General features: G+C 62.8%; 26 protein-coding genes. 21 read left to right on the top strand and 5 right to left on the bottom strand.

The features are described from left to right. Window positions 1–123 precede the first annotated feature (123 nt). From KBY83_RS02925 to KBY83_RS02850, 15 genes are all read left to right on the top strand, one after another. Window positions 124–435, top strand: a complete 312-nt coding sequence (locus KBY83_RS02925) for a BMC domain-containing protein (RefSeq protein ID WP_106502566.1) — start codon at window positions 124–126, stop codon at window positions 433–435. A gap of 64 nt (window positions 436–499) precedes the next feature. Next, window positions 500–1909, top strand: a complete 1410-nt coding sequence (locus KBY83_RS02920) for a form I ribulose bisphosphate carboxylase large subunit (protein ID WP_254997356.1) — start codon at window positions 500–502, stop codon at window positions 1907–1909. A gap of 153 nt (window positions 1910–2062) precedes the next feature. Continuing rightward, entirely contained in the window at window positions 2063–2404 is a 342-nt protein-coding gene (locus KBY83_RS02915; RefSeq protein ID WP_254941125.1) for a ribulose bisphosphate carboxylase small subunit, read from the top strand. 117 nt (window positions 2405–2521) lie between these two features. Beyond that, window positions 2522–4894 carry a CsoS2 family carboxysome shell protein gene (locus KBY83_RS02910; RefSeq protein ID WP_255018248.1) on the top strand — a complete coding sequence of 791 codons (2373 nt, stop codon included), beginning with the start codon at window positions 2522–2524 and terminating at the stop codon, window positions 4892–4894. Between the two features lie 7 nt (window positions 4895–4901). After that, window positions 4902–6407: a carboxysome shell carbonic anhydrase gene (locus tag KBY83_RS02905; RefSeq protein WP_255018246.1), complete on the top strand. Its 1506-nt coding sequence runs from the start codon at window positions 4902–4904 to the stop codon at window positions 6405–6407. A 1-nt stretch (window position 6408) separates the two neighbouring features. After that, window positions 6409–6690, top strand: a complete 282-nt coding sequence (locus KBY83_RS02900) for a carboxysome peptide A (RefSeq protein WP_106502479.1) — start codon at window positions 6409–6411, stop codon at window positions 6688–6690. Next, entirely contained in the window at window positions 6690–6941 is a 252-nt protein-coding gene (locus tag KBY83_RS02895) for a carboxysome peptide B (RefSeq protein WP_106502480.1), read from the top strand. The genes KBY83_RS02900 and KBY83_RS02895 overlap by 1 nt, the downstream gene beginning before the upstream one ends. 63 nt (window positions 6942–7004) lie before the next feature. Further along, window positions 7005–7634, top strand: a complete 630-nt coding sequence (locus tag KBY83_RS15385) for a BMC domain-containing protein (RefSeq protein WP_315858920.1) — start codon at window positions 7005–7007, stop codon at window positions 7632–7634. 5 nt (window positions 7635–7639) lie between these two features. Then, window positions 7640–8107, top strand: coding sequence for a ferritin-like domain-containing protein (locus KBY83_RS02880; protein ID WP_255018244.1), 468 nt, complete (start codon window positions 7640–7642; stop codon window positions 8105–8107). A 22-nt stretch (window positions 8108–8129) separates the two neighbouring features. Continuing rightward, the gene (locus tag KBY83_RS02875) at window positions 8130–9989 is read left to right on the top strand and encodes an NAD(P)H-quinone oxidoreductase subunit F (RefSeq protein ID WP_255018243.1); all 1860 of its coding nucleotides are present in this window, start codon (window positions 8130–8132) and stop codon (window positions 9987–9989) included. A 7-nt stretch (window positions 9990–9996) separates the two neighbouring features. Beyond that, window positions 9997–11541 carry an NADH-quinone oxidoreductase subunit M gene (locus tag KBY83_RS02870; RefSeq protein ID WP_255018305.1) on the top strand — a complete coding sequence of 515 codons (1545 nt, stop codon included), beginning with the start codon at window positions 9997–9999 and terminating at the stop codon, window positions 11539–11541. Beyond that, window positions 11541–12680, top strand: coding sequence for a CO2 hydration protein (locus KBY83_RS02865; RefSeq protein ID WP_106502571.1), 1140 nt, complete (start codon window positions 11541–11543; stop codon window positions 12678–12680). The genes KBY83_RS02870 and KBY83_RS02865 overlap by 1 nt, the downstream gene beginning before the upstream one ends. Before the next feature lie 75 nt (window positions 12681–12755). Next, window positions 12756–13013, top strand: coding sequence for a 4a-hydroxytetrahydrobiopterin dehydratase (locus KBY83_RS02860; protein ID WP_255018242.1), 258 nt, complete (start codon window positions 12756–12758; stop codon window positions 13011–13013). A gap of 29 nt (window positions 13014–13042) precedes the next feature. Next, the gene (cbbX, locus tag KBY83_RS02855) at window positions 13043–13936 is read left to right on the top strand and encodes a CbbX protein (RefSeq protein WP_255018304.1); all 894 of its coding nucleotides are present in this window, start codon (window positions 13043–13045) and stop codon (window positions 13934–13936) included. A 24-nt stretch (window positions 13937–13960) separates the two neighbouring features. Next, on the top strand, window positions 13961–14449 hold the full coding sequence (locus KBY83_RS02850; RefSeq protein WP_255018240.1) for a hypothetical protein: 489 nt from the start codon (window positions 13961–13963) through the stop codon (window positions 14447–14449). Window positions 14450–14473: 24 nt separating this feature from the next. Here KBY83_RS02850 and dnaA read toward each other — a convergent pair whose 3' ends face one another. Beyond that, window positions 14474–15865: a chromosomal replication initiator protein DnaA gene (gene dnaA / locus KBY83_RS02845; RefSeq protein ID WP_254961432.1), complete on the bottom strand. Its 1392-nt coding sequence runs from the start codon at window positions 15863–15865 to the stop codon at window positions 14474–14476. Between the two features lie 97 nt (window positions 15866–15962). On the opposite strand from dnaA, the gene KBY83_RS02840 reads away from it, so the two are divergent. Genes KBY83_RS02840 through KBY83_RS02830 form a run of 3 tightly spaced genes read left to right on the top strand, consistent with a single transcriptional unit; the run spans window position 15963 to window position 18441 of the window. Continuing rightward, on the top strand, window positions 15963–17087 hold the full coding sequence (locus KBY83_RS02840; RefSeq protein ID WP_255018239.1) for a trypsin-like peptidase domain-containing protein: 1125 nt from the start codon (window positions 15963–15965) through the stop codon (window positions 17085–17087). Beyond that, complete coding sequence (locus KBY83_RS02835; protein WP_255018238.1) at window positions 17084–17701, top strand: TIGR04282 family arsenosugar biosynthesis glycosyltransferase; 618 nt, start codon at window positions 17084–17086, stop codon at window positions 17699–17701. The genes KBY83_RS02840 and KBY83_RS02835 overlap by 4 nt, the downstream gene beginning before the upstream one ends. Beyond that, entirely contained in the window at window positions 17692–18441 is a 750-nt protein-coding gene (locus KBY83_RS02830) for a TIGR04283 family arsenosugar biosynthesis glycosyltransferase (RefSeq protein WP_255018237.1), read from the top strand. The genes KBY83_RS02835 and KBY83_RS02830 overlap by 10 nt, the downstream gene beginning before the upstream one ends. On the opposite strand, the gene KBY83_RS02825 is transcribed toward KBY83_RS02830, so the two are convergent. Then, on the bottom strand, window positions 18438–18926 hold the full coding sequence (locus tag KBY83_RS02825) for a GNAT family N-acetyltransferase (protein ID WP_254942346.1): 489 nt from the start codon (window positions 18924–18926) through the stop codon (window positions 18438–18440). The two genes, KBY83_RS02830 and KBY83_RS02825, sit on opposite strands and share 4 nt — an antisense overlap. A gap of 95 nt (window positions 18927–19021) precedes the next feature. Here KBY83_RS02825 and KBY83_RS02820 point away from each other — a divergent pair, with 95 nt between their 5' ends. Further along, a complete protein-coding gene (locus KBY83_RS02820; protein WP_255018236.1) occupies window positions 19022–19756 on the top strand; it encodes an alpha/beta fold hydrolase in 735 nt (244 codons plus the stop codon). Window positions 19757–19787: 31 nt separating this feature from the next. On the opposite strand, the gene KBY83_RS02815 is transcribed toward KBY83_RS02820, so the two are convergent. Beyond that, on the bottom strand, window positions 19788–21587 hold the full coding sequence (locus tag KBY83_RS02815; RefSeq protein ID WP_255018235.1) for an ABC transporter ATP-binding protein: 1800 nt from the start codon (window positions 21585–21587) through the stop codon (window positions 19788–19790). Beyond that, complete coding sequence (gene hisG / locus KBY83_RS02810) at window positions 21587–22234, bottom strand: ATP phosphoribosyltransferase (protein ID WP_255018234.1); 648 nt, start codon at window positions 22232–22234, stop codon at window positions 21587–21589. The genes KBY83_RS02815 and hisG overlap by 1 nt, the downstream gene beginning before the upstream one ends. A 52-nt stretch (window positions 22235–22286) precedes the next feature. Between hisG and gloB the strand changes: the two genes are divergently transcribed. Beyond that, a complete protein-coding gene (gene gloB, locus KBY83_RS02805; RefSeq protein ID WP_255018233.1) occupies window positions 22287–23030 on the top strand; it encodes a hydroxyacylglutathione hydrolase in 744 nt (247 codons plus the stop codon). On the opposite strand, the gene KBY83_RS02800 is transcribed toward gloB, so the two are convergent. Beyond that, the gene (locus KBY83_RS02800) at window positions 23027–24142 is read right to left on the bottom strand and encodes an ABC transporter ATP-binding protein (protein ID WP_255018303.1); all 1116 of its coding nucleotides are present in this window, start codon (window positions 24140–24142) and stop codon (window positions 23027–23029) included. The genes gloB and KBY83_RS02800 overlap by 4 nt on opposite strands. A 74-nt stretch (window positions 24143–24216) precedes the next feature. Here KBY83_RS02800 and KBY83_RS02795 point away from each other — a divergent pair, with 74 nt between their 5' ends. After that, complete coding sequence (locus KBY83_RS02795; protein ID WP_254929441.1) at window positions 24217–24618, top strand: RidA family protein; 402 nt, start codon at window positions 24217–24219, stop codon at window positions 24616–24618. The last annotated feature ends 11 nt before the right edge of the window (window positions 24619–24629 follow it).

The raw sequence follows: 24629 nt of genomic DNA, 5'->3' as shown, positions 1-24629 counted from the left end.
CTGCCTTATCTAAAGGCGACGCAACAGTGATGGTCGGTTCCGGCTAAATGGCTTGACGGGGGGTTTGGCTGCCGACCATGGTTGCGAGCGAACATTCAACCCCACCTCCACCAGGAGCAGGTAATGGCAACTGAATCCATGGGCATCGCCCTCGGCATGATCGAAACTCGGGGGCTGGTGCCCGCGATCGAGGCGGCTGACGCCATGACCAAGGCCGCCGAAGTGCGCCTGATCGGTCGTGAATTCGTCGGCGGCGGTTACGTCACCGTGATGGTGCGCGGTGAAACCGGCGCCGTCAACGCAGCTGTGCGCGCCGGGGCCGACGCCTGCGAGCGCGTGGGCGACGGTCTTGTGGCAGCGCACATCATTGCGCGCCCCCACCGCGAAGTGGAGCCTGCCCTGGGCAACGGCAACTACGCCGGTCAAAAGGACTGAGTCGCTCAGCGCCTGACGCGTTGATCTATCTCAATCCCTTACCCGCCCAAATCGGAGAAACTCCATGAGCAAGAAGTACGAATCCGGGGTCAAGGAGTACCGCGACACCTATTGGACTCCTGATTACATCCCCCTAGACACCGACCTGCTGGCGTGCTTCAAGTGCACCGGCCAAGAAGGTGTTCCCAGGGAAGAAGTTGCCGCTGCTGTGGCCGCTGAATCCTCAACCGGCACCTGGTCCGCCGTGTGGTCCGAGCTCCTCACCGACCTCGACTTTTACAAAGGCCGTTGCTACCGCATCGAAGACGTTCCTGGCGACAAGGAAGCCTTCTATGCCTTCATCGCCTATCCCCTCGACCTGTTCGAAGAAGGCTCCATCACCAATGTGCTGACCTCCTTGGTCGGCAACGTGTTTGGCTTCAAGGCCCTGCGCCACCTGCGTCTGGAAGACATCCGCTTCCCGATGGCGTTCATCAAGACCTGCATGGGTCCCCCGAACGGCATCGTGGTTGAGCGCGACCGTATGAACAAGTACGGCCGTCCTCTCCTGGGATGCACCATCAAGCCGAAGCTCGGCCTGAGCGGTAAGAACTACGGCCGGGTTGTCTATGAGTGCCTACGCGGCGGTCTGGACTTCACCAAGGACGACGAAAACATCAACTCCCAGCCTTTCCAGCGCTGGCAGAACCGTTTCGAGTTCGTTGCTGAAGCTACCAACCTGGCTCAGCAGGAAACAGGCGAGAAGAAGGGGCACTACCTCAACTGCACCGCCGCAACTCCTGAAGAGATGTATGAGCGCGCCGAGTTCGCTAAAGAACTGGGCCAGCCCATCATCATGCACGACTACATCACTGGTGGCTTCACCGCTAATACCGGTCTTGCCAAGTGGTGCCGCAAGAACGGCATGTTGCTGCACATTCACCGTGCTATGCACGCTGTGATTGACCGCCATCCTAAGCACGGTATTCACTTCCGAGTGCTGGCCAAGTGCCTGCGTCTCTCCGGTGGTGACCAGCTGCACACCGGCACGGTGGTCGGCAAGCTGGAGGGTGACCGCCAGTCGACCCTCGGCTATATCGACCAACTGCGCGAATCCTTCGTCCCCGAAGATCGCAGCCGCGGCAACTTCTTCGACCAAGATTGGGGCTCCATGGGCGGCGTGTTCGCCGTGGCCTCCGGCGGTATCCACTGCTGGCACATGCCCGCACTGGTTGCCATTTTTGGCGACGACTCGGTGCTGCAGTTCGGTGGTGGTACCCACGGTCACCCCTGGGGCTCAGCTGCTGGTGCTGCTGCTAACCGCGTGGCTCTCGAGGCCTGCGTCAAAGCCCGTAACGCCGGTCGTGAAATCGAGCGCGAAGGCCGCGACATCCTTCTGGAAGCAGCGAAGCACAGCCCTGAGCTAGCCATCGCCCTGGAGACCTGGAAGGAAATCAAGTTCGAGTTCGACACCGTCGACAAGCTCGACACCTGAAATCGTCAGTCTGAGATGGTGAGTGGGTCAGGCAACTTGCCTACTCACCTCCCAGAACGGAAGATTCAGATCTAGAGATTAAACTAATCTCTACGAACGAGATTAAGAGCCTTTCATATAAGGTTCAAACATTCCATCCACACAAGGATCCCCATGCCTTTCAAGAGCACCGTGGGTGACTATCAAACAGTCGCCACCCTGGAGACATTCGGCTTTCTGCCGCCGATGACTCAGGACGAGATCTACGACCAAATCGCTTACATCATCGCCCAGGGTTGGAGCCCGCTCGTTGAGCATGTCCATCCCAGCAACTCCATGGCGACCTATTGGTCCTATTGGAAGCTGCCCTTCTTCGGCGAGAAGGATCTGGGTGTGATCGTGAATGAGCTTGAGGCTTGTCACCGCGCCTATCCCGACCACCACGTTCGCTTGGTGGGCTACGACGCTTATACCCAAAGCCAGGGTTCCTGCTTCGTGGTTTTCGAAGGACGCTGATCCCAGCCCTTCCGGGGCTCGAGCCATTGGCCTGAGCCCCAACTCTTTTCCTCTGCGGGCTAGTTCGCGCTGCGAACTGGTCAGCACCTTTTCAGATATTCCATTCGACGGGCGGACATGGCCAGCTCATCCAGCCGGGAAGCAGCTCTAGAGCGCCGCAAGGCCCTCACCAACGGTGGCAAAAAAGCCGCCAACCGGTTCACTTCCGGTCCGAGCCGTGTGCGCTCGGTTGAAGACGCTCGCCCCACCCGCACAGCCCCAGCGATGGAGGCCCCAGCATCGGTGGCCAAGGCTGCCCCGGCCGTGAACGCCAGGGGTGCTGCCTCCCAGCGAAGCCTTGCGGCACCCACCGGCTCCAGCCGGACCAGCCAAGCCCGTCCAATCGCAAATCCCAGCAGAGATTTGGTGCTTGCCCGACGGGAAGCCCTTTCCAAACGCGGCAAACGTGCCGACACCTCCAGCGACCGCACCCGCACGGACCTGGCCAAAATTGCACCAAAAGCCCAGGCACCTGCAGCGGAAGCCAAGTGCAAATGCCAGGGCGAAACCGCTGCTGCACCGGCCCTAACAAGCCTCAGTAATCGCACTAGCCAAACAACTAGTAGTGGTGCCGATCGCCGTGCCACAGCCAAGCGGCTCTCCCAACTGGATCCCAGCCGGGCCCTTGTGCTCGCCCGCAGAGAAGCTCTCTCGAAGCGTGGTAAGTCAGCTAACGCGCCCAAGAGCACTACAGCCGCGTCGGTATCCCGCCAGGGCAATCCTGATATGAGCGCCCGCGAACTTTCCCAGAAGGTGCGTGAACTGCGGGCCAAGGTTGGCAGCGCTGGTTCCAGCAGAGCTGGCGGCACACGCCCCTCTGGCCCAAACCGCCACGGCGCCAAACAGGCAGCCGCCGCAGAAGCCCACTGGAAAGTGGGCGTGAGCGAAACCAGCTCTGGCCAGGTGGTGACCGGAACCCAGGCCAATCGCTCAGAGAAAACCACTGGTAACGAAGCAGCTACCTGCCGTGCCATTACAGGCACCGAGTATCTCGGCGCCGAAGTGTTCCAGACCTTCTGCCAGAGCGCTCCGGTGGCAAGCCAGCCAGCCAAGGTTCGCGTCAGCGCCACCACCCACGGCAACCGGGTCACTGGTAATGAGGTCGGTCGCTCTGAAAAGGTGACCGGCGATGAGCCCGGTACCTGCAAAAACATCACTGGAACCGAATACGTTTCCGCCAATCAGTCAGCAGCCTTCTGCGGCACCTCCAGCCCTAGTCCTAGCCCTAGTCCGCGCAAGGTTGGGCGGAGCCAGACCCAGGGCGGTCAGGCTGTTTCCGGTGTGATGGTTGGTCGCTCAAGCAAGGTCACAGGCGACGAACCCGGCTCGGGCAAGCAACTCACCGGCTCCCAGTACGTATCCGATCAAGGCCAGGTGACCGGACGCGCACCTACCAAGGTCGCAAGCTTGCACACGCTTCGGGGCACGGGCATCACCGGCACCCATGTGGGCCGCAGCGAGCATGTCACCGGTGATGAGCCCGGCAGCTGCCGCCTGGTAACTGGTGATGAATACGTCGGCAGCCAGCAATACGCCGATTTCTGCGGCAGTAAGCCCGAGCCGGAGGCCGCCAAGGTGGGCTTCAGCGTCACCAATCGGGCCCAGGTTGTCAGCGGAACCCACACTGGCCGCTCCTCCAATGTCACCGGCGATGAGCCCGGCACCTGCAAGGTCGTAACCGGCACGCCCTACGCCGGCCTTGAGCAGGCAGGGGATTTCTGTAACAGCAAGTCTGTCTCCGAAATTCGTCAGCGCACTCCGGTGCGGGGCTCTAACCGTATGAGTGGCATACAACCAGGCATTGGCGGTGTCCTCACCGGTGCCGGCCGCGGGGCCTGCGAAGCCGTCACCGGCACTCCTTATATCGGTGGCGATCAACTCGCCAAGGTCTGCGGTGCCGCCGCATCCCAGGACTCCGACTTCCCCCAACCCCTGGCGGGCAGCCAGCCCTGGCAGCAATTCAGCATTCAATCCCCAGCTCGCTCAGCCCAGGTGGGGCGAGAACCAGCCGGGGCCGTAACCGGCACCAGCTACGAGCAGGGCAGCAGGATTACCGGCCCTTTTGACCTGGCCGGTGACATGGTCACCGGCACCGAGCAATTCCGTTTCGACCGTCGCGGCGGCAGCCAAATCGCCCGGGGGCCCATTGAGGTTCCTGTGAGCGTTGACGAGGATGCCCGTCCAACCTCCAGGGTTACCGGCGAAGGCATCTCCGCTGGCTTGAAGATCACTGGTGATGACTGGGATCGAGGTGATCGGGTCACCGGCACGGAAGGTGTTTCAGCTCGGCGCCGCAACCCCACCCGGCCAGGCTCGAAGACCTCTATGCCGGCCGCCCTCCAGCCGAAGCGCAACGAGGAGCGTCCTGAGCCGATTTGCCGTGTCACCGGTTCCAGCGGCAGTACCACTGCCGGTTCCCTGATCACGGTTTCCGGCGGCGCCCGCGGTTGATTTCCTGATGCCCCGACGTCCGCTCGCCACTGCCTATCGCCCGCTGGCTCCGACTGCTCCCCGCCGTCGGCCCGGCTCAGCAGCCGCGAGCGAGCTGGTGGTGACTGGCTTGCATCCGCTTAGCGATGGCCAGGTCAATGGTGTACTGAGGGCCTACGAAGACCAGGTCAAAGGGGCATTTGATCGCATTGTCCCCTTGCTCAAGCGCCTTTCAGCCCTGCAGCACGAGGCTGATTTCATCGAGCAGGCCCAGCGGTTGGCCAGGGCCGAACTGGGCTTTGAGTTGCCGCTGCCCATTCTCGAGAAGGCCTGGGTGAGCCAGCTAGACATGCGCACCTTGTTCGCCTGGTGTGTATTTGAAACCTACGAACAAACCAGCGACGCTTTCTTTCAGCACGATCCCCTAGGAGGCAAGCCTGGCAGTCCCGCAGCCGAAGCCTTCGATGAGTTTCTACTGGCCTGTGGATTCCACCTACTCGACGTAACCCCATGCGCTGACGGGCGCCTGGCCCATGCCATGGCCTACGCCCTGCGAATTCCATTCAGTTCGGTGCGGCGGCGTTCCCATGCTGGGGCCCTGTTTGACGTTGAAAACACTGTCAACCGCTGGGTCAAAACTGAACATCGCCGCTACCGGGAAGGTCAGCCCAATTCGGCGCACGATGACACCCGTTATCTGAAGGTGGTGCTCTACCACTTCAGCTCAAAAGATCCCCTGCATGAGGGCTGTGCTGCCCATGGCAGCGATGATGCCTTGGCGGCCTCCTGTGGCCTAGCCCGGCTCAAGGATTTCCAGCAGGCCGTCGAAAACAGCTTCTGCTGTGGTGCCTCAGTAGATCTGTTGCTATTCGGCATCGACACCGACACAGACACGATTCGGGTGCATGTGCCGGGCATTGACGGCAGCACCAATCTAGAGAGCTGGCTGGATGCAAAAGCGGCCTATGAGGCCACCCGCCATCTCAATGCGGTTGAGGGCCGGGCCCGCATTCAATCGCTGGTGGAGCAGGCAGCCGCCAGCAGTCCCGATCCGGGCATGGTGAAGCTGATAGCTCGCTTGATCGAGAACAACATCTCCCAAATCGATTACGTGCGCCAGTACCACCGGGGCAGCTACGGCGATGCTGGCCATGCGGAGCGCTTTATCGGTGTGGGCATAGGCTTCAAGGAGATCCATCTGCGCAATCTCACCTATTTCGCCTATATGGACACGGTGGAGGAGGGGGCGCCCGATTTAGATGTAGGCATCAAGATTTTCAAGGGCTTGAACGTTACTCGGGGCCTGCCTGTGCCAGTGGTCGTGCGCTTTGATTACAACGGCCAGGTGCCTGGAGCGAGGCTGCGAGCGATCCGCAATTGCCAGCGGGTGCAAGCTGCCATGGAAAACCGTTATCCCGAGTTGTTTGAGCAGGGCCTATTGCATGCTCTGCTTACCGTGCGGGATCAAGACCGTCACACCCCAGCTGAAGCTGTAGGTTCCACCATCACATTCGCGAGCGGAGGAGGGCACTGACATGTTGATCTGCAAGGTGGTTAAACCACTGGTGTCTACCAATCGCATTCCAGATTTTGAGCACAAGCACCTGCAGGTGGTGCTCGATGGCAGCACTCAGAAAGTGGCAGTTGATGCAGTGGGTTGCATACCAGGCGACTGGGTGATCTGCGTCGGCAGCTCAGCTGCGCGCGAGGCAGCTGGAAGCAAGTCGTACCCGAGCGATCTAACGATCGTTGGAATCATTGACCACTGGGATCCTGATGCTGGCAAGGCGCAAGCTCCGCCAGGAGGTGCCAGCTAATGGAAATCATGCAGGTCACCGGCTCTTTGGTTTGCAGCCAGCGGGTTGCCGGATTAGATCATTCCAATCTGCGCGTGCTTCGCACCTCTAAGGGCAAGCTGAGCGTTGCGGTAGACCCTGTCGGTGCATCCCCAGGTAACTGGGTATTCACCGCCAGTGGCTCTGCCGCCCGCTTCGCCTGCGGTAACCCCGAGGTGCAGACCGATCTGACGATCGGCGGAATCATTGATTTCTGGGAGCCCGATGGCTAGTTGGCCCGGGTAGCTCGCTGCCCGATCGACCTGTTATCACTCCAGCCCCCATACTTCTGAGCCATGGCCACCCCCACCCCTAAATCCACCACCAGCGGAGCTGCTGCTGCCAAACCCGCCCCCGCGGCAGCGGCAGCCAGCTCCACACCAGTGGCTGCAGCGGCGGCGGCCAGCTCGACCCCACCTGCAGCGGCCCCCAAAGCCCTGCCGGCGGCGGCAGCCCAGTCCCCTGCGGCGAAAGCCGTAGCCAAGCCAGCTGCCTCGACAGCGCGCCGTGCTTCCAGCACGACCCGCCGCTCTAGCGCCAGCTCAACCGGCGCCCGTACCGGTGCCGGCAAGGGCGCCGGCACCACCCCCCCAACCACTCCTTCGCTCAGCAACGCCATGGCTCCTTCCATTCAGGGCATCGCCCTCGGCATGATCGAAACCCGTGGCCTGGTGCCGGCGATTGAAGCCGCAGACGCCATGACCAAGGCCGCTGAAGTAACCCTGATCGCCCGTGAGTTCGTTGGCGGCGGCTACGTCACCGTGATGGTGCGCGGCGAAACAGGTGCGGTGAATGCAGCAGTGCGTGCCGGCGCTGATGCTTGTGAGCGCGTCGGTGACGGCCTGGTTGCTGCCCACATCATCGCCCGTCCCCATAGCGAAGTGGAGCCTGCCCTGATCGCAACTGCTTCCACCCGTCGCCTCTGATGGCCATGGGCGCCGTTCATCCGCGCGTCCTGGGTTACCTCGGCCGCGCCCTGAGCTTGGAATTTTCCGCAGTTCAGCAGTACATGACCCAGGCTTCCTTAGTGGAGCTCTGGGGAGATGGTGATTCGGCCGCCAGGTTTCGTAGCGAAACCGTGGAGGAAATGCAGCATGCCGAACGCCTCGTTCAGCGCATGCTTGAGCTGGGTGTCGCTCCTGCCGCATCCCAGTTGAGGCCTGTAACCCATGCCGCCGATCTAGTTGGACTGCTCCGGCTCAATCTCGCCCTCGAAAACGACCTGATCCATCACTACGCCGAGGCGGTCCGCTTTTGTGTTTTGGTGGGTGATGGCGCTAATGAAACCTTGTTCAGGAGTCTCTGGAAGGACGAACAGCACCACGGTGAAGATCTGGGAGCCTGGCTGAGCAGCCTTGGCTCCAGGCCCAACCCCTCGATGGAACGGGCCACCTTCTGAGCCGACCGACGCCCATCTCCCCTTGCTCGCCCCACCCCTGCCACTTTCGATCCAGCTGGCCTGGTTGATCCCGCTCTATGGGTTCAGCGGCATGGTTTTGTCCCTGCCGTGGGCTGCTGGATGGATCAAGCGTCACGGTCCTCGCCCTGCGGCTTATCTCAACCTGATCGTCACGTTGCTGGCGGTGGTGCATGGCACCTTGATGCTGCAGCAGGTATGGCTGCTGGGTCCCCAGCACATCGAGCTGCCCTGGTTTCAGGCTGCCGATCTCGACCTGCGCATTGGCTTCGACCTATCCCTGACCAATCTGGCCGCCCTGGAGTTGGTGACCGGACTGAGCTTGGTGGGTCAGGTATTTGCCCTGGGCTACCTGGATAAGGAGTGGGCCTTGGCGAGGTTTTATGCCCTGGTGGGTTTCTTCGAAGGCGCCCTTGCCGGAGTTGTACTAAGCAGCAATCTGTTTATGAGTTATTTCCTGCTGGAAATGCTCACCCTTTCCACCTATCTGCTTGTGGGGTTTTGGTACGCCCAACCGCTGGTCGTTACGGCGGCCAGAGACGCCTTTTTGACCAAGCGGGTTGGTGATGTCTTGCTGTTGATGGGAGTAGTCGCTCTCTCAGCTTGGGCTGGCTCGATGGAATTCGACGACCTTTACGTGTGGGCAGCTGAAGCCCATGCCAATGGATCCCTAACTCCGCTTGCGGGCACCCTGCTCGGGCTGGGCCTGATCGCCGGCCCTATGGGTAAGTGCGCCCAGTTCCCCATGCACCTCTGGCTTGACGAGGCCATGGAGGGTCCAAACCCAGCCTCGATTCTGCGCAACTCCGTAGTTGTGACCGCTGGAGCCCTTGTGCTTCTCAAGGTGATGCCGCTGCTGCGGTTTTCACCGCTGGCTGTTGATGCCTTGCTGGTGGTTGGCACAATCAGTGCCCTGGCTGGTGCCCTGGTGGCGATCGCCCAGGTGGATATCAAGCGGGCCTTCTCCTACTCCACTACCTCCTATCTGGGCCTGGTTTTCATTGCAATCGCCCTGCAACAGCCGGCTATTGCCCTGTTGCTGTTGTTTGCCCATGGCCTGGCCAAGGCCCTGCTGTTCATGAGTGTGGGCAGCGTTATCGCCACCACCAGCTGCCAGGACCTCACCGAGCTGGGTGGCCTGGGCTCCCGCATGCCTGCCACCACCACCGCCTACCTGGTGGGGGGAGCGGGCCTGGTGGGTTTGCTGCCCCTTGGCTGCTTCTGGTGCTTCGGCCTGCTGGTGGAGGCGCTAGGCCGCACCGCGCCATTTTTTGCCGCAGTTGTGCTGATCACCAATGCCCTGACAGCTTTCAACCTCACCCGGGTATTCCGGCAGGTGTTTATGGGAGCGCCACTGCCGAAAACTAAGCGAGCCCCTGAGGTCAACTGGCTGATGGCCCTGCCGATGGTGAGTCTGACCGTGCTGGTAGCCCTCCTGCCAGCTTTGATGGCCCGGATAGATCCGGTGCCAGGCCTGGACTCCTTCCCCCTGCCCCTCGCCACTGCAGTGGTGGCAAGCGGGGTGGCTGGAGTAATCGGCGGCTGCCTGGCACCCCTGCACAAGTTCTGGTCCCGATCCATGTTCCGGCCCCTGCGGTTGCTCCAGGATCTACTGGCCTATGACTTCTACACCGAGCGCATCTACAAGGTGACGATTGTGGCGGCGGTAGCTGGCCTGGCGCGATTTAGCAACTGGATCGACCAGGCTCTGGTGAGTGGCTTTGTTAATGGCATTGGCAGGCTTTCCCTGGCAAGCGCCGAAGGGCTGAAGCTCTCCGTTAGCGGCCAACTGCAGACCTATGTCCTAACGGTCCTATTGGCGATTGTGCTGCTGCTCGCCTCGCTGCAGTGGTTGCACGGATGAGGAGTGCCTGATGCTTAGCCTTCTACTACTGATCCCTCTAGTCGGAGCACTTTCCCTAGCCCTATGGCCCGGCAACCCCTCGCCCGGACGTATGCGCACCGTGGCCCTGGTGGTGTTGGGCCTGCAGTTGATCTGGAGCCTGCTGGTGCTGCTCCGCTTCGACACCGGCCTCAGTGGCATGCAGCTGCAGGAGTCATTTGTCTGGGTCGGCAGCATCGGCCTCGATTACCGGCTCGGGGTCGATGGTCTGTCGATGCCGCTGGTGCTGATCAATTCAGCCCTCACTCTGGTTTCGGCGATCTGCACCCGGGACATTAACCAGCGGCCCCGCGTCTACTTCGCCCTTTTGCTGGTTATCAGTGGCGCAGTCAACGGTGCTTTCTTAGCCGAAAACCTGTTGCTGTTTTTCCTGTTCTATGAGCTGGAACTGATACCTCTCTGGTTTCTGATCAGCATCTGGGGCGGCGCCAACCGGGCCTACGCGGCCACAAAGTTCCTTATTTTTACGGCGGTTTCGGGAATTTTAATCCTCGGAGCATTCTTGGGCCTCGCCCTATTAACCGGCAGTGTGGACTTCAGCCTCACCCCGGTCACCAGTGAAAGGCTGGCGATGGGAGGTCAGCTGGTGCTGCTGGGGGCGCTGCTAGTGGGATTTGGCATCAAGGTGCCCCTATTCCCATTTCACAACTGGCTGCCCGATGCCCACACCCAGGCATCTACCCCTGTGTCAGTGCTGCTGGCAGGGGTGCTGCTGAAGCTGGGCACCTACGGCTTGCTGCGCTTCTGCATGGGTCTTTTCCCGGAAGCCTGGGCCCTGCTTGCGCCGGGATTGGCCATCTGGGCAGCTGTTTCTGTGCTGTTTGGCTCCCTGGCAGCGATCGCCCAGCAGGACATGAAGCGGATGGTGGCCTACAGCTCCGTGGGTCACATGGGCTACATCCTGCTAGCCGCTGCAGCTGCCACACCGGTCGCCCTGCTCGGGGCGGTCTTCCAGATGGTGAGCCACGGTCTGATTTCAGCCCTGCTTTTTCTGCTGGTGGGCATTGTGTATCGCAAGACGGGCACCCGGGATCTCTCGGTGCTGCATGGTCTGCTCAACCCGGAAAGGGGTCTGCCTTTCACAGGCACGCTGATGATTTTGGGGGTTATGGCCAGTGCCGGTATGCCTGGCATGGCCGGCTTCATTTCGGAGTTCATGGTGTTCCGCGGCAGCATCACCGCCTTCCCACTGGCGACCTTGCTTTCGATGGTTGGTTCGGGCCTAACGGCGGTTTATTTTCTATTGCTCGTTAACCGCGCCTTCTTCGGCCGCCTGGCAGTGACACCGGCCAGCGATGCGGTTTCCGATGGTCGCCTCGATGTGCGCCTTGCCCCAGTGGCGCCCCGCGAAACCATTCCCGCCATGGGGCTGGCCTTTGCTGTGGTGGCCATCGGTCTGCTGCCCTCGGGCCTCGGTAAGTTGAGCGAGGCCGCTTCCACCTCCATGGCCCAACTGCCAGCTTTGGTGGCCGCCCTGCAACTGGCAGCCCTGCATCCATGGGGGGTGGGCTGATGCCAATCATCTCTGCCGAACTGGTCCACGCTGGGGGTAAGCCTGCTGCCGCAGAACTTGAGCAGCAGCTACTCAGCGGCCAGACCCTGCTCAGCGAATCCGCAGACCACCTGATCGAGGTGGTGGATGTGCTCAAGAGCTACGGAGAGGTGCTGGATGCCTACAGCATCAACCTGATCTTCCAAGCCGAGCAGCAGTTCCTGCTGCCCTTTCCACTGTTCAAATACCTTGACGGTGACAAAAACCCAGCCAAGATCTGGCGCCACCTAATCCACGACCGGATCAACTTCGAATACGCCGAATATTGCATGAAGGCCATGCTCTGGCATGGCACCGGCGGCCTTGATGCCTATCTGGATTCCGATGCGTTTGCGGCCAACTGCGCAGCGATCATTCGCCGCAAGACCCGGCTTGATCCCTTGCTGGCCCTACTCAACCCCCTGTTCAGGGGCTTCCTGCCCGAGCTGATTCGTACCGCGGCCACCACCCACGCCCTCGGTCAGTTTTGGCGGGTAATGAGCGATCTTTTCATCGATCTGGCCGAGGCTGAGGCAGATGGCAGGGTGGCCAGCATCGACGCCGTGGTCGAGTTCATCAAGGACGGACTTGTCGCCGCCGCTGCCAACCCGATCACCTACGGAGTGGAGGTTGACGGCGAACACTTTTGGGTGCTGCCACCGGAGGCTGGTCTTACCTTTCTGGTGGATGTGGCCGTGCCCTATGTGGAGGCTGTCTTTCTGCGAGGCATGCCGTTCCTGGGCACGGTTAGTTTCAATGCCCAGGCCCAGCAGATCTCACCGGACCAGGCGCAGTTTGCCTACGGCGCCCTATTTGCCGACCCCCTGCCGAGCATGGGTGCCGGCATTCCACCCAGCCTGCTGATGCAAGACATGTTCCGGCATCTGCCGGAGCGGTTGCACCAGTGGTATCGCGAGCGCACTCGAGGGGAGGGAGATGTGCGGGTGAAAATCTGCATGAGCTTCCAGAAGTCGATGTTTTGTGTCACCAATGCGGCGATACGTGGCACCTTCCCCCAGCCGCTCAACAGCAGCGAACCAGCAGCCCAGGCAGCAAACCGCGCCTATGCCGCAGCCTGGGCCTCCCGCCTGGCCACTGCCCGCACTGACTGTCTTGACTGAGACTGCCTTGACTAAGTTTGCCTTGACTGAGTTTGCCTTGACTGAGCCCAAAATGACCTGTTTTAGCTTCAAGTAATGGACCAACCCTGGACCCCGCGCCCCAAACCCGAGCAGGCCGAAAGGCTGGAGCGGCGCATTGAATTCAGCGACTACGCCACCACCAGAGACTTTCTGGAGCGGCTCAATGCCCTCTGCGAGACCCAGCAACGCTTCCCTGATATCAGCTTCGGGCGCACCTACGTGAACCTGACCCTGCGCGCCGAAACTGAAGACTCCCCAATCGAAGCAGCAGACTGGGCCTTCACAGCAGCCATTGATACTCTGGTCTGTTGACACTCCCAGTCCCCGGCAACGACACGGTGATTGATCTACAGGCGGCCTATGAAGGAGCCGGCATTCAGGCGATGCTCGATCAACTCGACCTTGAGCTGATCGGCCTACGGCCGGTGAAGGCGCGCATCCGAGAAATCGCTGCCTTACTGGTGGTCGACAGGGCCAGGCAGCAAGTGGGGCTTGAGACCAAGCCGCCCAGCCTGCACATGTCATTCACGGGGCGACCGGGCACGGGCAAAACCACAGTTGCTGCCCGGATGAGCAAAATCCTTCACGGTCTCGGCTATGTGCGCAAAGGCCATGTGGTGACCGCTACCCGCGACGATCTGGTGGGGCAATATATCGGCCACACCGCGCCAAAAACCCGGGAAATGCTCAAAAAGGCAATGGGCGGCGTGCTCTTTATCGATGAGGCTTACTACCTCTATCGACCGGAAAATGAAAGGGATTACGGCGCCGAAGCCATCGAAATATTGCTGCAGGTAATGGAGGGTAATCGCGACGACTTAGTAGTAATTTTTGCGGGCTACAAAGATCGAATGGATATTTTTTATCAATCTAATCCAGGGCTCTCGTCGCGTGTAGCAAACCATATCGATTTCCCGGACTACAGCGCCGAGGAACTGCTTGCCATTGCCCAACTGGTGCTAGCCGCCGAAAACTACCGCTTCAGCCAGGAGGCTACTGCAGCTTTCGTTGGCTACATCCAACGTCGCATGCAGTTGCCCTTCTTCGCCAATGCTCGCTCCATTCGTAACGCCATTGATAGAGCGCGAATGCGACAGGCCAACCGCCTATTCAGCCGTATCGGTAGCCCCCTAACCAAACTCGACCTGATGACGATCGAGGCTGAAGACATCACAGCCAGCCGTGTATTTGATGGTGAAGTAGAGGGGCTAGACCCATCTAGGCCCCTCACCTAAAGTCAGAGCTGATTTGATCGCCCCATGTCTCTGACACGCCTTACCGCAGCTGGATTTGCCCTAGGAGTGGCCCTTGGGGGCGGCAGTGCCGGTGCTGCCCCCACCTGCACCTTTCTGCAACCGGTTGGGGGAAATGGCAGCTCACGTATCGTGTCCAAATCGGTGGGAGCGGCCAAGGTCACCCCGATCGGAATGGCTCTCGGTCGCACCAACTGGAACACCGACTTTCTGGTGGACCAGCCCTACACCAGCTTCAAGTTCTTTTTCACCGCCAACAGCTCCGACCCCAAGGCCAAGTACCCCGTTGAGGCCTACATGAAGTTCAGCGATGGCTCAAGCCTGCAGATGTTCAATACACAGCTGAATCCGCCGATGGGCACAGGCAAAATGTTTGGCCCCTTTGCAAGCGTGCCCGGCAAGCAGGCTACCCAGATGAATTTCAAAGTAGGGGCAAGCAAGGATCCCGGTGCCTTGGGCTTCAGTTATAGGATTTCAGTGCAGGGGTGCCGCTAAATTTAATATTATTTAAGCAGAGATTTAACGACGCTTTCGAGAGTCAATCTGCAGCAGGTCTCGCACCTGCTGCACTTGGCGTGAAAGAACCGGATCGCTATTAAGTTTGCGGTCGATTTGCTCAACGGCATACATCACCGTGGAGTGATCCTTGCCACCAAAAGCCTCGCCGATGCGCGGCAGGCTCAAATTGGTGCTCTGGCGCATCAGGTACATACCCACCTGGCGGGCCTGGCTGACGGCTCGCTTGCGGCTAGCGCTACGCATCTCTTCTACGCCCACACCGAACACCTCGGCCACCTTCTCGATTACCTGGACCGGCTTCACCTCCACATCCCCACCACCGGGATCGAGCATGGGGGCCACCGATTCCACCGTCATCGGCAGGCCGGTGATCGAGGCGAAGGCCACCGCCCGGGTTAGTGCCCCTTCCAGCTCGCGGATGTTGGAGGTGAAACGGCCGGCGATGAACTGGATCAGGTCGCGGGGCAGCACCATCTGCTCCTGCTCCGCCTTCTTGTGCAGGATCGCCATGCGGGTTTCCAGGTCTGGAGCCTGGATGTCGGCAATGAGGCCCATCGAGAAGCGGGAGATCAGCCGCTCCTGCAATCGAGGAATCTGGGAGGGAGGGCGATCGGAGGCAATCACGATCTGGCGGCCCGCCTCGTGCAGGGCGTTGAAGGTGTGGAAAAACTCCTCCTGGGTGTATTCCTTGCCCTCAATGAATTGAATGTCGTCCACCAGGATCAGGTCGGCGGCGCGGTAGCGGTCGCGGAAGGCCTGCATGCCGTCCTTGCGGATCGCCTGGATCAGGTCGTTGGTGAAGGTTTCGGTGCTCACATAAAACACCCGCGCCTCGGGGTTGATTTCAAGTCGGTAATGGCCGATCGCCTGCATTAAGTGGGTTTTGCCCAGCCCGACTCCACCGCACAGAAATAGGGGGTTGAACTCCCGGCCCGGTGCCTCGGCTACCGCTAGGGACGCAGCGTGGGCCATGCGGCTGTTGGGTCCCACCACGAAGCGGTTGAACACGTAGCGAGGGTTGAGGCCCGGCGCCAATTTTCGGGGGGTCTCGCCCGTAGCCCGCGGCGCGGCATCACGACTGGTCACGGCCACCGGAGCCAGAACCGCCGCCGCACCACTGGCGGACGCCGCAATGATGTCATCACCGCTGGCTGCGGAAACCCGAACCTGAACCTGGCGGCCGGCGATCTCGCTGGCAACCGCCTCGATCGTGCCGAGGTAGTTCTTGCGCAGCCAGCCACAGGCAAAGCTATTGGGGGCCTCAAGCTGGAGCTGGCCGGCCTCAAATCCCTGACAGCGAGCCGGTCGTATCCAGGTCTCAAAGGTGGGCTTGCTGAGGTTGGCCTGCAGTGCCTGCTGAACCTGGTGCCACAGCTCCTCTCCCTGCTGCACCGAACTCCGCCGTATCTAAGGAGCCGAATCTACGCATGGTTGCGCAGCTGGGCAGTCTTTAATGAAACGGATTCAGACCTGGCCCAGTTCCATCCCCATGCTCCGCCTCTCCCCCCGCTGTCGAGCTGCGCTAGTCGCCCCTGCAGCGCTGCTGCTGGTGGGCTGCAGCCAAGGGCTGCCTGGGCTGCCTGGCCGCCAGAGCACCCAGACACCGATCAGTGATGCACCCCCAACCCCGCCGCTGCAGCAGGGCAACACCCTGATCGTTGATGCGGTGGCCAAGGTGGGGCCAGCCGTGGTGCGAATCGACACCGTCAAGCGCCTGGTGAACCCCCTGGGCGGCCTGTTTGGCCGCGGACCCACCATTCAGCAGCAGCAGGGCCAGGGCTCGGGCTTCATCACCCGTTCTGACGGAGTGTTGCTCACCAATGCCCACGTGGTGGAAGGGGCCAGTGAAGTGACTGTGACCCTGCCCGATGGCCGCAGCTTCACCGGCAAGGTGCTCGGCAGCGATCCGCTCACCGATGTGGCGGTGGTGAAGGTGGTGGCCTCCAAGCTGCCGGTGGCTCCCCTGGGCGATTCCGCCAAAGTGCGCCCGGGCGAATGGGCCATTGCCATTGGCAATCCGCTTGGCCTCGACAACACGGTCACAGCTGGAATCATCAGCGCGATCCAGCGCACCAATGCGGTGGGTGAGGGCCAGCGCGTGCCCTACATCCAGACCGATGCCGCCGTGAATCCCGGCAACAGTGGCGGCCCCCTAATCAATGACCGGGGTCAGGTGATCGGCATCAATACAGCCATCTTTAAGGCCCCAGGCGCCGGCCTGAGTTTTGCGATCCCAATCAACGTTGCTCGCCAGATCGCCGCCCAGATCCTCGAGAAGGGCTCCGCCAGCCATCCCTACATCGGCGTACGACTGCAGGCCCTCACGCCCCAGTTGGCTAGGGAGATCAACGCCAGCACCGATGAATGTCGGCTTCCCGAGGTGAATGGGGTGGTGGTGGTGGAGGTGATGCCCGGCAGCCCAGCCGCAGAGGGTGGCCTCAAGCCCTGCGACCTGATCGACCAGGTGGGAGGCAAGGCCGTAAAGAACCCCTCCGAGGTGCAGCTGGCCGTGGACCAGGGCCGGGTGGGTCAGCCCCTGGCCGTATCCCTGCGTCGCGGCGACGGGCGGCTGACCCTGCAGCTCAAGCCAGCAGAACTGCCCCGCCAGGGGTGAGTGCTACCTGCAGTCGCCAGCTGATCGTGATGGCCCGCTGGCCGGCTCCGGGCCGTTGCAAGCGACGCTTGGCCCAAGAGCTTGGCGCGGCCAGGGCCGCCCAAATCCAGGCGCGGCTGACAGTGCACACCCTTGCGGCGGCTAGGGACGCCCGCCAGGGTCACGGCCTTGAACTGGTGCTTGCCGTTGAGGGGTTGGGTGGCCTCGCCGCCAGCCGGTGGGGCCAGGCGCTCGGGGCGGACAGAACCGTGCTGCAGGGGCGAGGGGCGCTGGGATTGCGCATGCAGCGCCAGTTTCAGCGTGCCGCCAGGGAAGGGGCCAGCAAGGTGGTGCTGATCGGCAGCGACCTGCCCGAGCTCGAAGCCAGCGACCTGTCAGCCGCCTTTACGTCCCTTGGGCACAGCCAGGGGGTGTTGGGCCCGGCCCACGATGGGGGCTACTGGCTGATTGGGCTGCGGCGTCCCGAGCCGGAGCTGCTCGCCGGCATCGCCTGGGGGAGCGAGCAGGTGCTCGAGCAAACCTTGGCGGCAATGGCGCGTCGGGGCCTGGAGCCGGAACTGCTAACCCACCGCGGCGACCTCGACTGGGCCAGGGACCTGCTGCCATGGCGCTGACCACCCCAACAATCACTTCAACCATCACCCCAACTATCTCCGTGGTGATTGCCGCCCGCAATGAGGCGCCGCGGCTGCCTCTGTTGCTGGCCGATCTGGCGGCGGGGTGGGAGTTGCTGAAGGAGATTGTGGTGGTCGATGGCGGCAGCGCCGATGCCAGCGCCCGGGTGGCGGCACTGGCCGGTGCCCAGGTGCTGGCCAGCCCCCCCGGTAGGGGGAGGCAGTTCGGCCTGGGAGTTGAAAGCAGCGGCGGCTCCTGGCTACTGCTGCTGCATGCCGATGCACGCCTGCCAGAGCGCTGGCAGCAGGCCTTGGCACGGGCCATCGACCGCGATGGGCCAAAACAAATCGATGCGGCCTGGTATTTCGACCTGAGGATCGCTGGGGCTGGCCTTGGCCTGCGGCTGGTGGAGGCGGGAGTAGCGCTGCGCAGCCGCTGGCGGCAGCTGCCCTATGGCGACCAGGGCTTGCTGCTGCCCCGATCGCTGCTGCAGCGGGCAGGGGGCCTGCTGCCCTTACCCCTGATGGAAGACCTGGAGCTGGCGCTGCGGCTGCGGCGCCACTGCCGGCTAAGGCCGCTGGGTGCCCAGCTGAGGGTTGATGGTCGCCGCTGGCAGCAGCTGGGCGTATGGCAGACGGCACTTAGCAACGCCCAGCTGCGGCGGGCCTGGCGGCGGGGCGGCAGCGCCGAGGAGCTCGCTAGCCGCTACTACCAAACGGGTGATATGAGCCGGCGCTAGGGCGAATACCAGAAAGCGCAACGGCGCTGCAGCGGTTCAAGCTCCCAGCCCTGGGCGACATAGAAGGCCACCACCTCTGGGTCGGCAAACAGGCTGACCCGATCCACTTCCATCGAGCGCAGCTGATCGAGGACGTAAACCATCAACTGCTTGCCCAGCCCAGCGCCCTGATAAAGGGGATGTACTGCCACGTCCCAGACGGTGGCCTCGACGACGCCATCGCCGGTGCAGCGGGCGAAGCCCACCAGCTTTGGCATCCGGGGGTCGTGGCGCCACAGACCCACCCGCAGGAGGCTGTGCTGGAGGGCTTTGCGCACTCGGCGCAGGGGCCGGCGGCTCCAGCCCACGGCATCGCAGAGCCGCTCAAGCTCGAACAAGTCGATTTCCCGCTCGCGGCTGAGCACCAGGCTGAGCTGGGAATTGGGCGTGGGGCAGAGCCGGTGCTGCTCCCCGTAGAGGCTGGTGAGGAGCTCGGCCGAAGCCACAGGGGCGGGTGCAACGCAATGGAACGATCCTGCCCGATGGTCGTTCGAGTTGCGATTGCTGCGCCAGCCTGGGGGGCCCGGGTTGCCGAGCGCTGGTGCACCAAGCCCCCTCCCCCCTGCTGGTGGCACTGCATGGCTGGCTGCTGGCCGGCAGGTTGTGGACGCCCCTGGCAGCAGCGCTGGCACCACGCTGGGAGCTGTGGAGTCCGGATTTACCGGGCTTTGGCCAGCGGCCCAGGCCCCGGGGGCTGCAGCCAAACCTGGCCAGCTACGGCCGCTGGCTAGCCGCAGCGGCCCAGGAGCAGGCGGGCGGCAGACCAATAGTGCTGCTGGGCCATTCCCTCGGGGGCAGCATCGCCCTGCATGCGGCGCCCCTACTGGGCGAGCAACTGGTGGGGGTGATCCAGATCGCCGCCGGCGGTGGTGTCTATCAGCCGCGAGCCTTTGCCCAGGTGCGCCGCGGCGGCGCCCTGTTTTTGCGCTGGCGTCCTGGCTGGCTGGCGGAGCTGCCGGGCAGCGATCCGGTGCGCAGCCCCCTGCTCGCCGAGCGCCGGGCAGCCCAGGGCCTGCTGGCCTGCAGCACCGGCCCTGGGGCGGTGCGCCAGCTGCCCCAGCTCACTGCCCGCCTGCAGGTGCCAAGCCTGTGGATTGCCGGCGAACGCGACCAGGTGATGGCATCTCGCTATGTGCGCCATCTGGCCGGTTACGCCCCAGAGCACGAGTTCATCGAGTTGGCTGGAGCTGGCCACCTGCCGATGGGCCAGATGCCTGAGCAACTGGCGGCGCCGATTCAGCAGTGGCTGGGCCAGTTGCCATGCGGTCAGTTTTAAATCAGCCAGTTGCCAGGGTCTGAAGACTGATTCAGAGAGCGGCCAGGCCCCGCTCCTGCAGGTCGGCCAGCTGGGCATAGACACCCCCCGCCAGGCGCAACTCGCTGTGGCTGCCCTGCTCAATCAAGTGCCCCTTGCGCAACACCAAGATGCGATCTGCCGCCTCCACCGTGGCAAGGCGGTGGGCAATCACGATGGCGGTGCGCTGCTGCAGCAGGCGCGAAAGATCCCGCTGCAGGGTGGCTTCGGTGGAGGGATCCATAAAGGCCGTGGCCTCATCCATCACCAGCACTGAGGGATCGCGGATCGCCACTCGGGCCACTGAGAGGAGTTGGCGCTCGCCGGAGGAGAGGTTGCCGCCGCGCTCACGCAGCTCCGTGGCTAGCCCATCAGGCAGGCGCCGCAGCAGGGGCTCCAGGCCAAGCTCAGAGCAGATCTGATGCAGTGCTTCGCTGCTGATCGGGGCGTCGAGGCGCAGATTGTCGGCCACGTTGCCGCTGAACAGGAAGGTGTCCTGCAGGACTACCCCTAGCCGCTGACGCAGGGTGGGAATCGGCAATTGGCGGATGTCGATGCCATCGAGCAGGATCCGGCCGCGCTGGGGCTCATAGAGCCGGCACAACAGCCGGATCACGGTGGTTTTGCCTGAGCCGGTAGGGCCCACAAGGGCCACGTGTTCACCGGGAGCAATGCGGAAGGAAAGATCGGTGAGGATCGGGTCGTCTTCTCGATAGGCAAACGACACATTGTCGAAAATCACCTCACCAGCACTGGCCCGCTTACTGCCGCTCTGAATGGCTGCAGCAGAGCGTTCACTAGCTGGTAGATCAGCGATTTCGATCGGTTGCTCGAGCAGCTCGCCGATGCGTTCAACAGCGGTGAGGCCTCCCTGGATCTGGGTGAAGCGCTCCGCCAGCTGGCGCAGGGGATCAAACAACCGCTGGGAATAAAGGATGAAGGTGGTGAGGGTGCCAAGGCCCATGGCACTGCCGAGCACCATCCAGCCGCCCAGGGCAAGCACCACGGCCACTGCGCTCAGGGCCACCCATTCGATGAAGGCCGAGATGGCGCTGTCAAACAGGATTGTGCCGTTGACGGCCTCGCGATAGGCGGCGGTGACCTGGGAGAAACGGGCGCTGTTGGTGGCCTCGCGGCGGAACATCTGCACCACTTCCAAGCCCTGGAGGTTTTCCTGCAGATCAGCATTGAGCTGGCTGAGCTCCTCGCGCACCCGGTAGTTGGCCTTACGGAAGCGACCTTGCAACCAAAGAATGCCGAGCACCACCGGCACCTGGCTGACCAGCAGCAGCAGGCCGAGCCGCCACTCGATCGAGATCATCGTGACCGCGATCACCAGCAGGGTGACCAGGTCGGCCAGCACACCCACGGCGCCACTGCCAAACACCTCGGCTAGCGCATCGACATCACTGGTGAGCCGGGTGAGCAGCTTGCCAACGGGAGTGCGGTCGTGGAAGCGCAGCGACAGTGCCATGGCGTGGGCAAACAGGTCGTCGCGGATGCGGGCGGTGAGCCGCTGGCCAACGGCCTGAACGTTGAAGGTTTGGATGCCCTGCAAACCCAGACGCAGCATCACCGCACCAAGCAGCAACAGCACCAGCAGGCGCAGGGCCTCCGGCACCGCCATGCCATCAAGCCAGCCCAGGGTGGGCTCTCGCCGCAACACGGCGATTGCCTGGCCCACCAGCAGCGGTTGCACCGCAGCGGCGAAGGCCACCGGGATCAGCAGCAGCAGGGTGAGGCCGAGGCGGCGACGATCACGGCCGAGGTAGGGCAGCAGGCGGGCCAGGCGTTGCCGGTCAAGGCCTGCCATCAGCTACCTCGGGGGGTGGCAACCAGAGCGATGCGGTCGACGATTCCCTGTAGGGGACCGTCGTCGAGTCGCAGGGCTAAGGGGTGGCCCACCAGCCTGGCGGTGGAGTGGAAAAGATCTTCAATGGCGATCAGGCCGTTTTCCTCCAGGGTGCGACCGGTGGCTACCAGATCGACGATCGCCTCACTCATGCCGGTAATCGGTCCCAGCTCTACCGATCCAGCTAGATGGATCAACTCCACCGGTAGGTCGAGGGCATCAAAGAAGGCCTGGGCGCAGCCGGTGAATTTGCTGGCAACGCGGCAGTGGGCGGGCAGGTCGGAAGCGCGGCGATAGCCACTACTTGCCTTCACCGCCACGCTCATGCGGCAACCACCGAAACCCAGATCGAGCAGCTGGGCTACCGGCAGCTTGTGTTCGCGGATCACGTCGTAGCCCACCACGCCGAGCTGGGCCTGGCCGTAGGCCACGTAGACGGGGACATCGGCATTGCGCACCAACAGGGCCCGGGCCTGGCCGCAGGCGCTGGGCACCATCAACTGGCGGTTGCCGGGCTCAAGTAGGCCAGCGAAATCGAGACCAGCGGCCGCAAAACGGGCCACCGAATCCTTAAGCAGGGCACCTTTAGCGAGGGCGACGGTGATCATGCCGGGGCTGCAGCGGTGATCATGGAAAGGCGCCACAAACTGGACTTTAACGATGCAGCAACTCAGCGTCGGGCTGATTCCGGTACTGCGCGACAACTACATCTTTCTGATGCAGCGCCAGGGCCAGGCGGTGGTGGTCGATCCTGCCGTGGCAGAGCCAGTGATCGCTGCCCTCGAGCAGCAGGGGCTGGAGCTGGTGGCGATCCTGCAAACCCACCACCACAGCGACCACATCGGCGGCACCCCCGGCCTGCTGGCCCGCTGGCCCAAGGCGGCGGTGCTGGCTAGCCGCGACGATCTGCTGCGAATTCCGCTGCAAACCATGGGGGTGGGCGATGGCGACAGCGTTGAGTTGCTGGGTGAGCAGGTGCAGGTGATCGCCGTGCCGGGGCATACCCGCGCCCACATCGCCTACTACCTGCCCGCTTCCGGGCACCTGTTCTGCGGCGACACCCTGTTTGCCGGGGGTTGCGGGAGATTGTTTGAGGGCAGCGCAGCCGACATGCATGTCTCGCTGCAGCGGCTGGCCCAGCTACCGGCAGCCACCAAGGTGTGGTGCGCCCATGAATACACGCAAGCCAATTTGGGCTGGGCCGCCGCGGTGGTGGCAGCCAGCGATCCCTGCGCCGGTGCTATCGAGGCGCGGCTGGCGGCGGTTGGGGCGGCGCGGGCCCGGGGCGAAGCCACCATCCCCAGCAGCGTGGAGCTGGAGCGAGCCACCAATTTGTTTGTGCGAGCCAGCAGCCCGGAGCAGTTGGGCGAGCTGCGGCTTAGTAAGGATCACTGGCCCAGCTAGGGCCGCTGGGCAGGGGGGCCAACCTGCAGGGACTGCTGGGATGGGAAGAGCACACCAAGGGCTCCGGGGCGCAGGGTTAGCCGGCAGCGTTGGCCCCGGCTGTATTCAGCCTCCAAAGGCAAGCGCAGCCGTAGTTTCAGATCACCAAGCTGCACTCGGTAGAGCCATTCCCGGCCCAGGAATTCCCGCCCCTGCACCCAGGCCTCGCCCTCCGCATCTGGATGGAGACCAATCGCCTCAGGACTGACCAGCACCTCCTCGCTATGACCTGCAGCTCCCCCTTGGGGCAGCAGGGAGGAGCCGGCTGTGGCGTGCAGGCTTCCTAGAGCTGTGACCACCTGCTCACCACACCGCTGGGCCGGCAGCAGGTTGCCTTGGAGCACAAAGCGCCCCACAAAGGAGGTGGCGGGGTGCTGCACCAGCTGCCTGGGGCTGGCGCATTGATGCAGCACCCCATCGCGCAACACCGCCACCCGATCACAGATAGCGAGTGCTTCTTCGGGATCGTGGGTAACGATCAGGCCGCTTGCACCACAGCGCGAAAGCACGGCGGGCAGCTCGCTCCGCAGCCGCAGGCGCACCTCCACATCGAGGTTTGAGAAGGGTTCATCGAGGAGCACCACGGAGGGGCCCGGCGCCAGGGCCCGGGCCAATGCGAGCCGCTGGCGCTGGCCGCCCGAAAGCTCGTGGGGATAACGGCTCTCCAAGCCATTGAGCCCGAGCAGCTCCAGCAACCAACTAGCCCGGCTGCTGTCCTGACCGCGCCGCAGGCCAAAACAGGCATTGCGCCAGGCGTCGAGGTGGGGGAATAGGGCGTAGTCCTGGAAAACCATGCCAACGCCGCGGCGCTCCGGTGGTAGCCAGCGGCCTTGACCGGCCACGGCCCGGCCGTCGATCAATACAGAACCGCGCTCTGGCCGCTCAAAGCCAGCGATCAAGCGCAGCAGGGTGGTTTTGCCGCAACCGGAGGGTCCAAGCAAGCCCACCAATTCGCCCTGATGGAGGGCTAGATCAATGCCTTGCAACGTCCAGTCGCCTGCTGTGGCATTGGCGTAGCGGTGCCACAGGCCTTGCAGCTGCACGTGTTCGCGCAACGGCAAATCGGCAGGCATCAGCTCGGCAAGGGGGCTGGCGATCGGCGCAGGACCGGCAAGGGCCATAGGCTCAGCCACCATCCTGACCTGGCATGAGTCACCCGATGCAGCCCGAAGCCGTAATCACCGCCAGCGCCCCTGCGCCTGTAGGCCCTTACAACCAGGCGGTGAAGGCGGGGGGAGTGCTTTATTGCTCCGGTCAGATCGCCCTGGATCCCAGCACTGGCTTGATGGTGGGGGCTGGCGATGTGGAGGCCGAGACCCGCCAGGTGCTCAGCAACTTGCAGGCCGTGCTGGAAGCTGGCGGCAGCAGCCCAGGACAGGTGTTGCGCACCACGGTCTTTCTGGCAGACCTGGGCGATTTCGCTCGGGTTAATGCGATTTATGCGGAGCTATTTAGCGATGGGGTATCGCCGGCTCGGGCCTGCGTCGAAGTGGCGGCTCTGCCCAAGGGGGCTCGGGTTGAAATCGACTGCATTGCCTTAGCCGCTTAGTAACTGACTGC

The sequence above is a fragment of the Cyanobium sp. WKJ7-Wakatipu genome, from assembly GCF_024345355.1.
In the GTDB taxonomy this organism is placed as follows: domain Bacteria; phylum Cyanobacteriota; class Cyanobacteriia; order PCC-6307; family Cyanobiaceae; genus Cyanobium_A; species Cyanobium_A usitatum.
The sequence above is the reverse complement of the archived record's forward strand: the minus strand, read 5'-3'. Positions and strand labels throughout refer to the sequence as shown.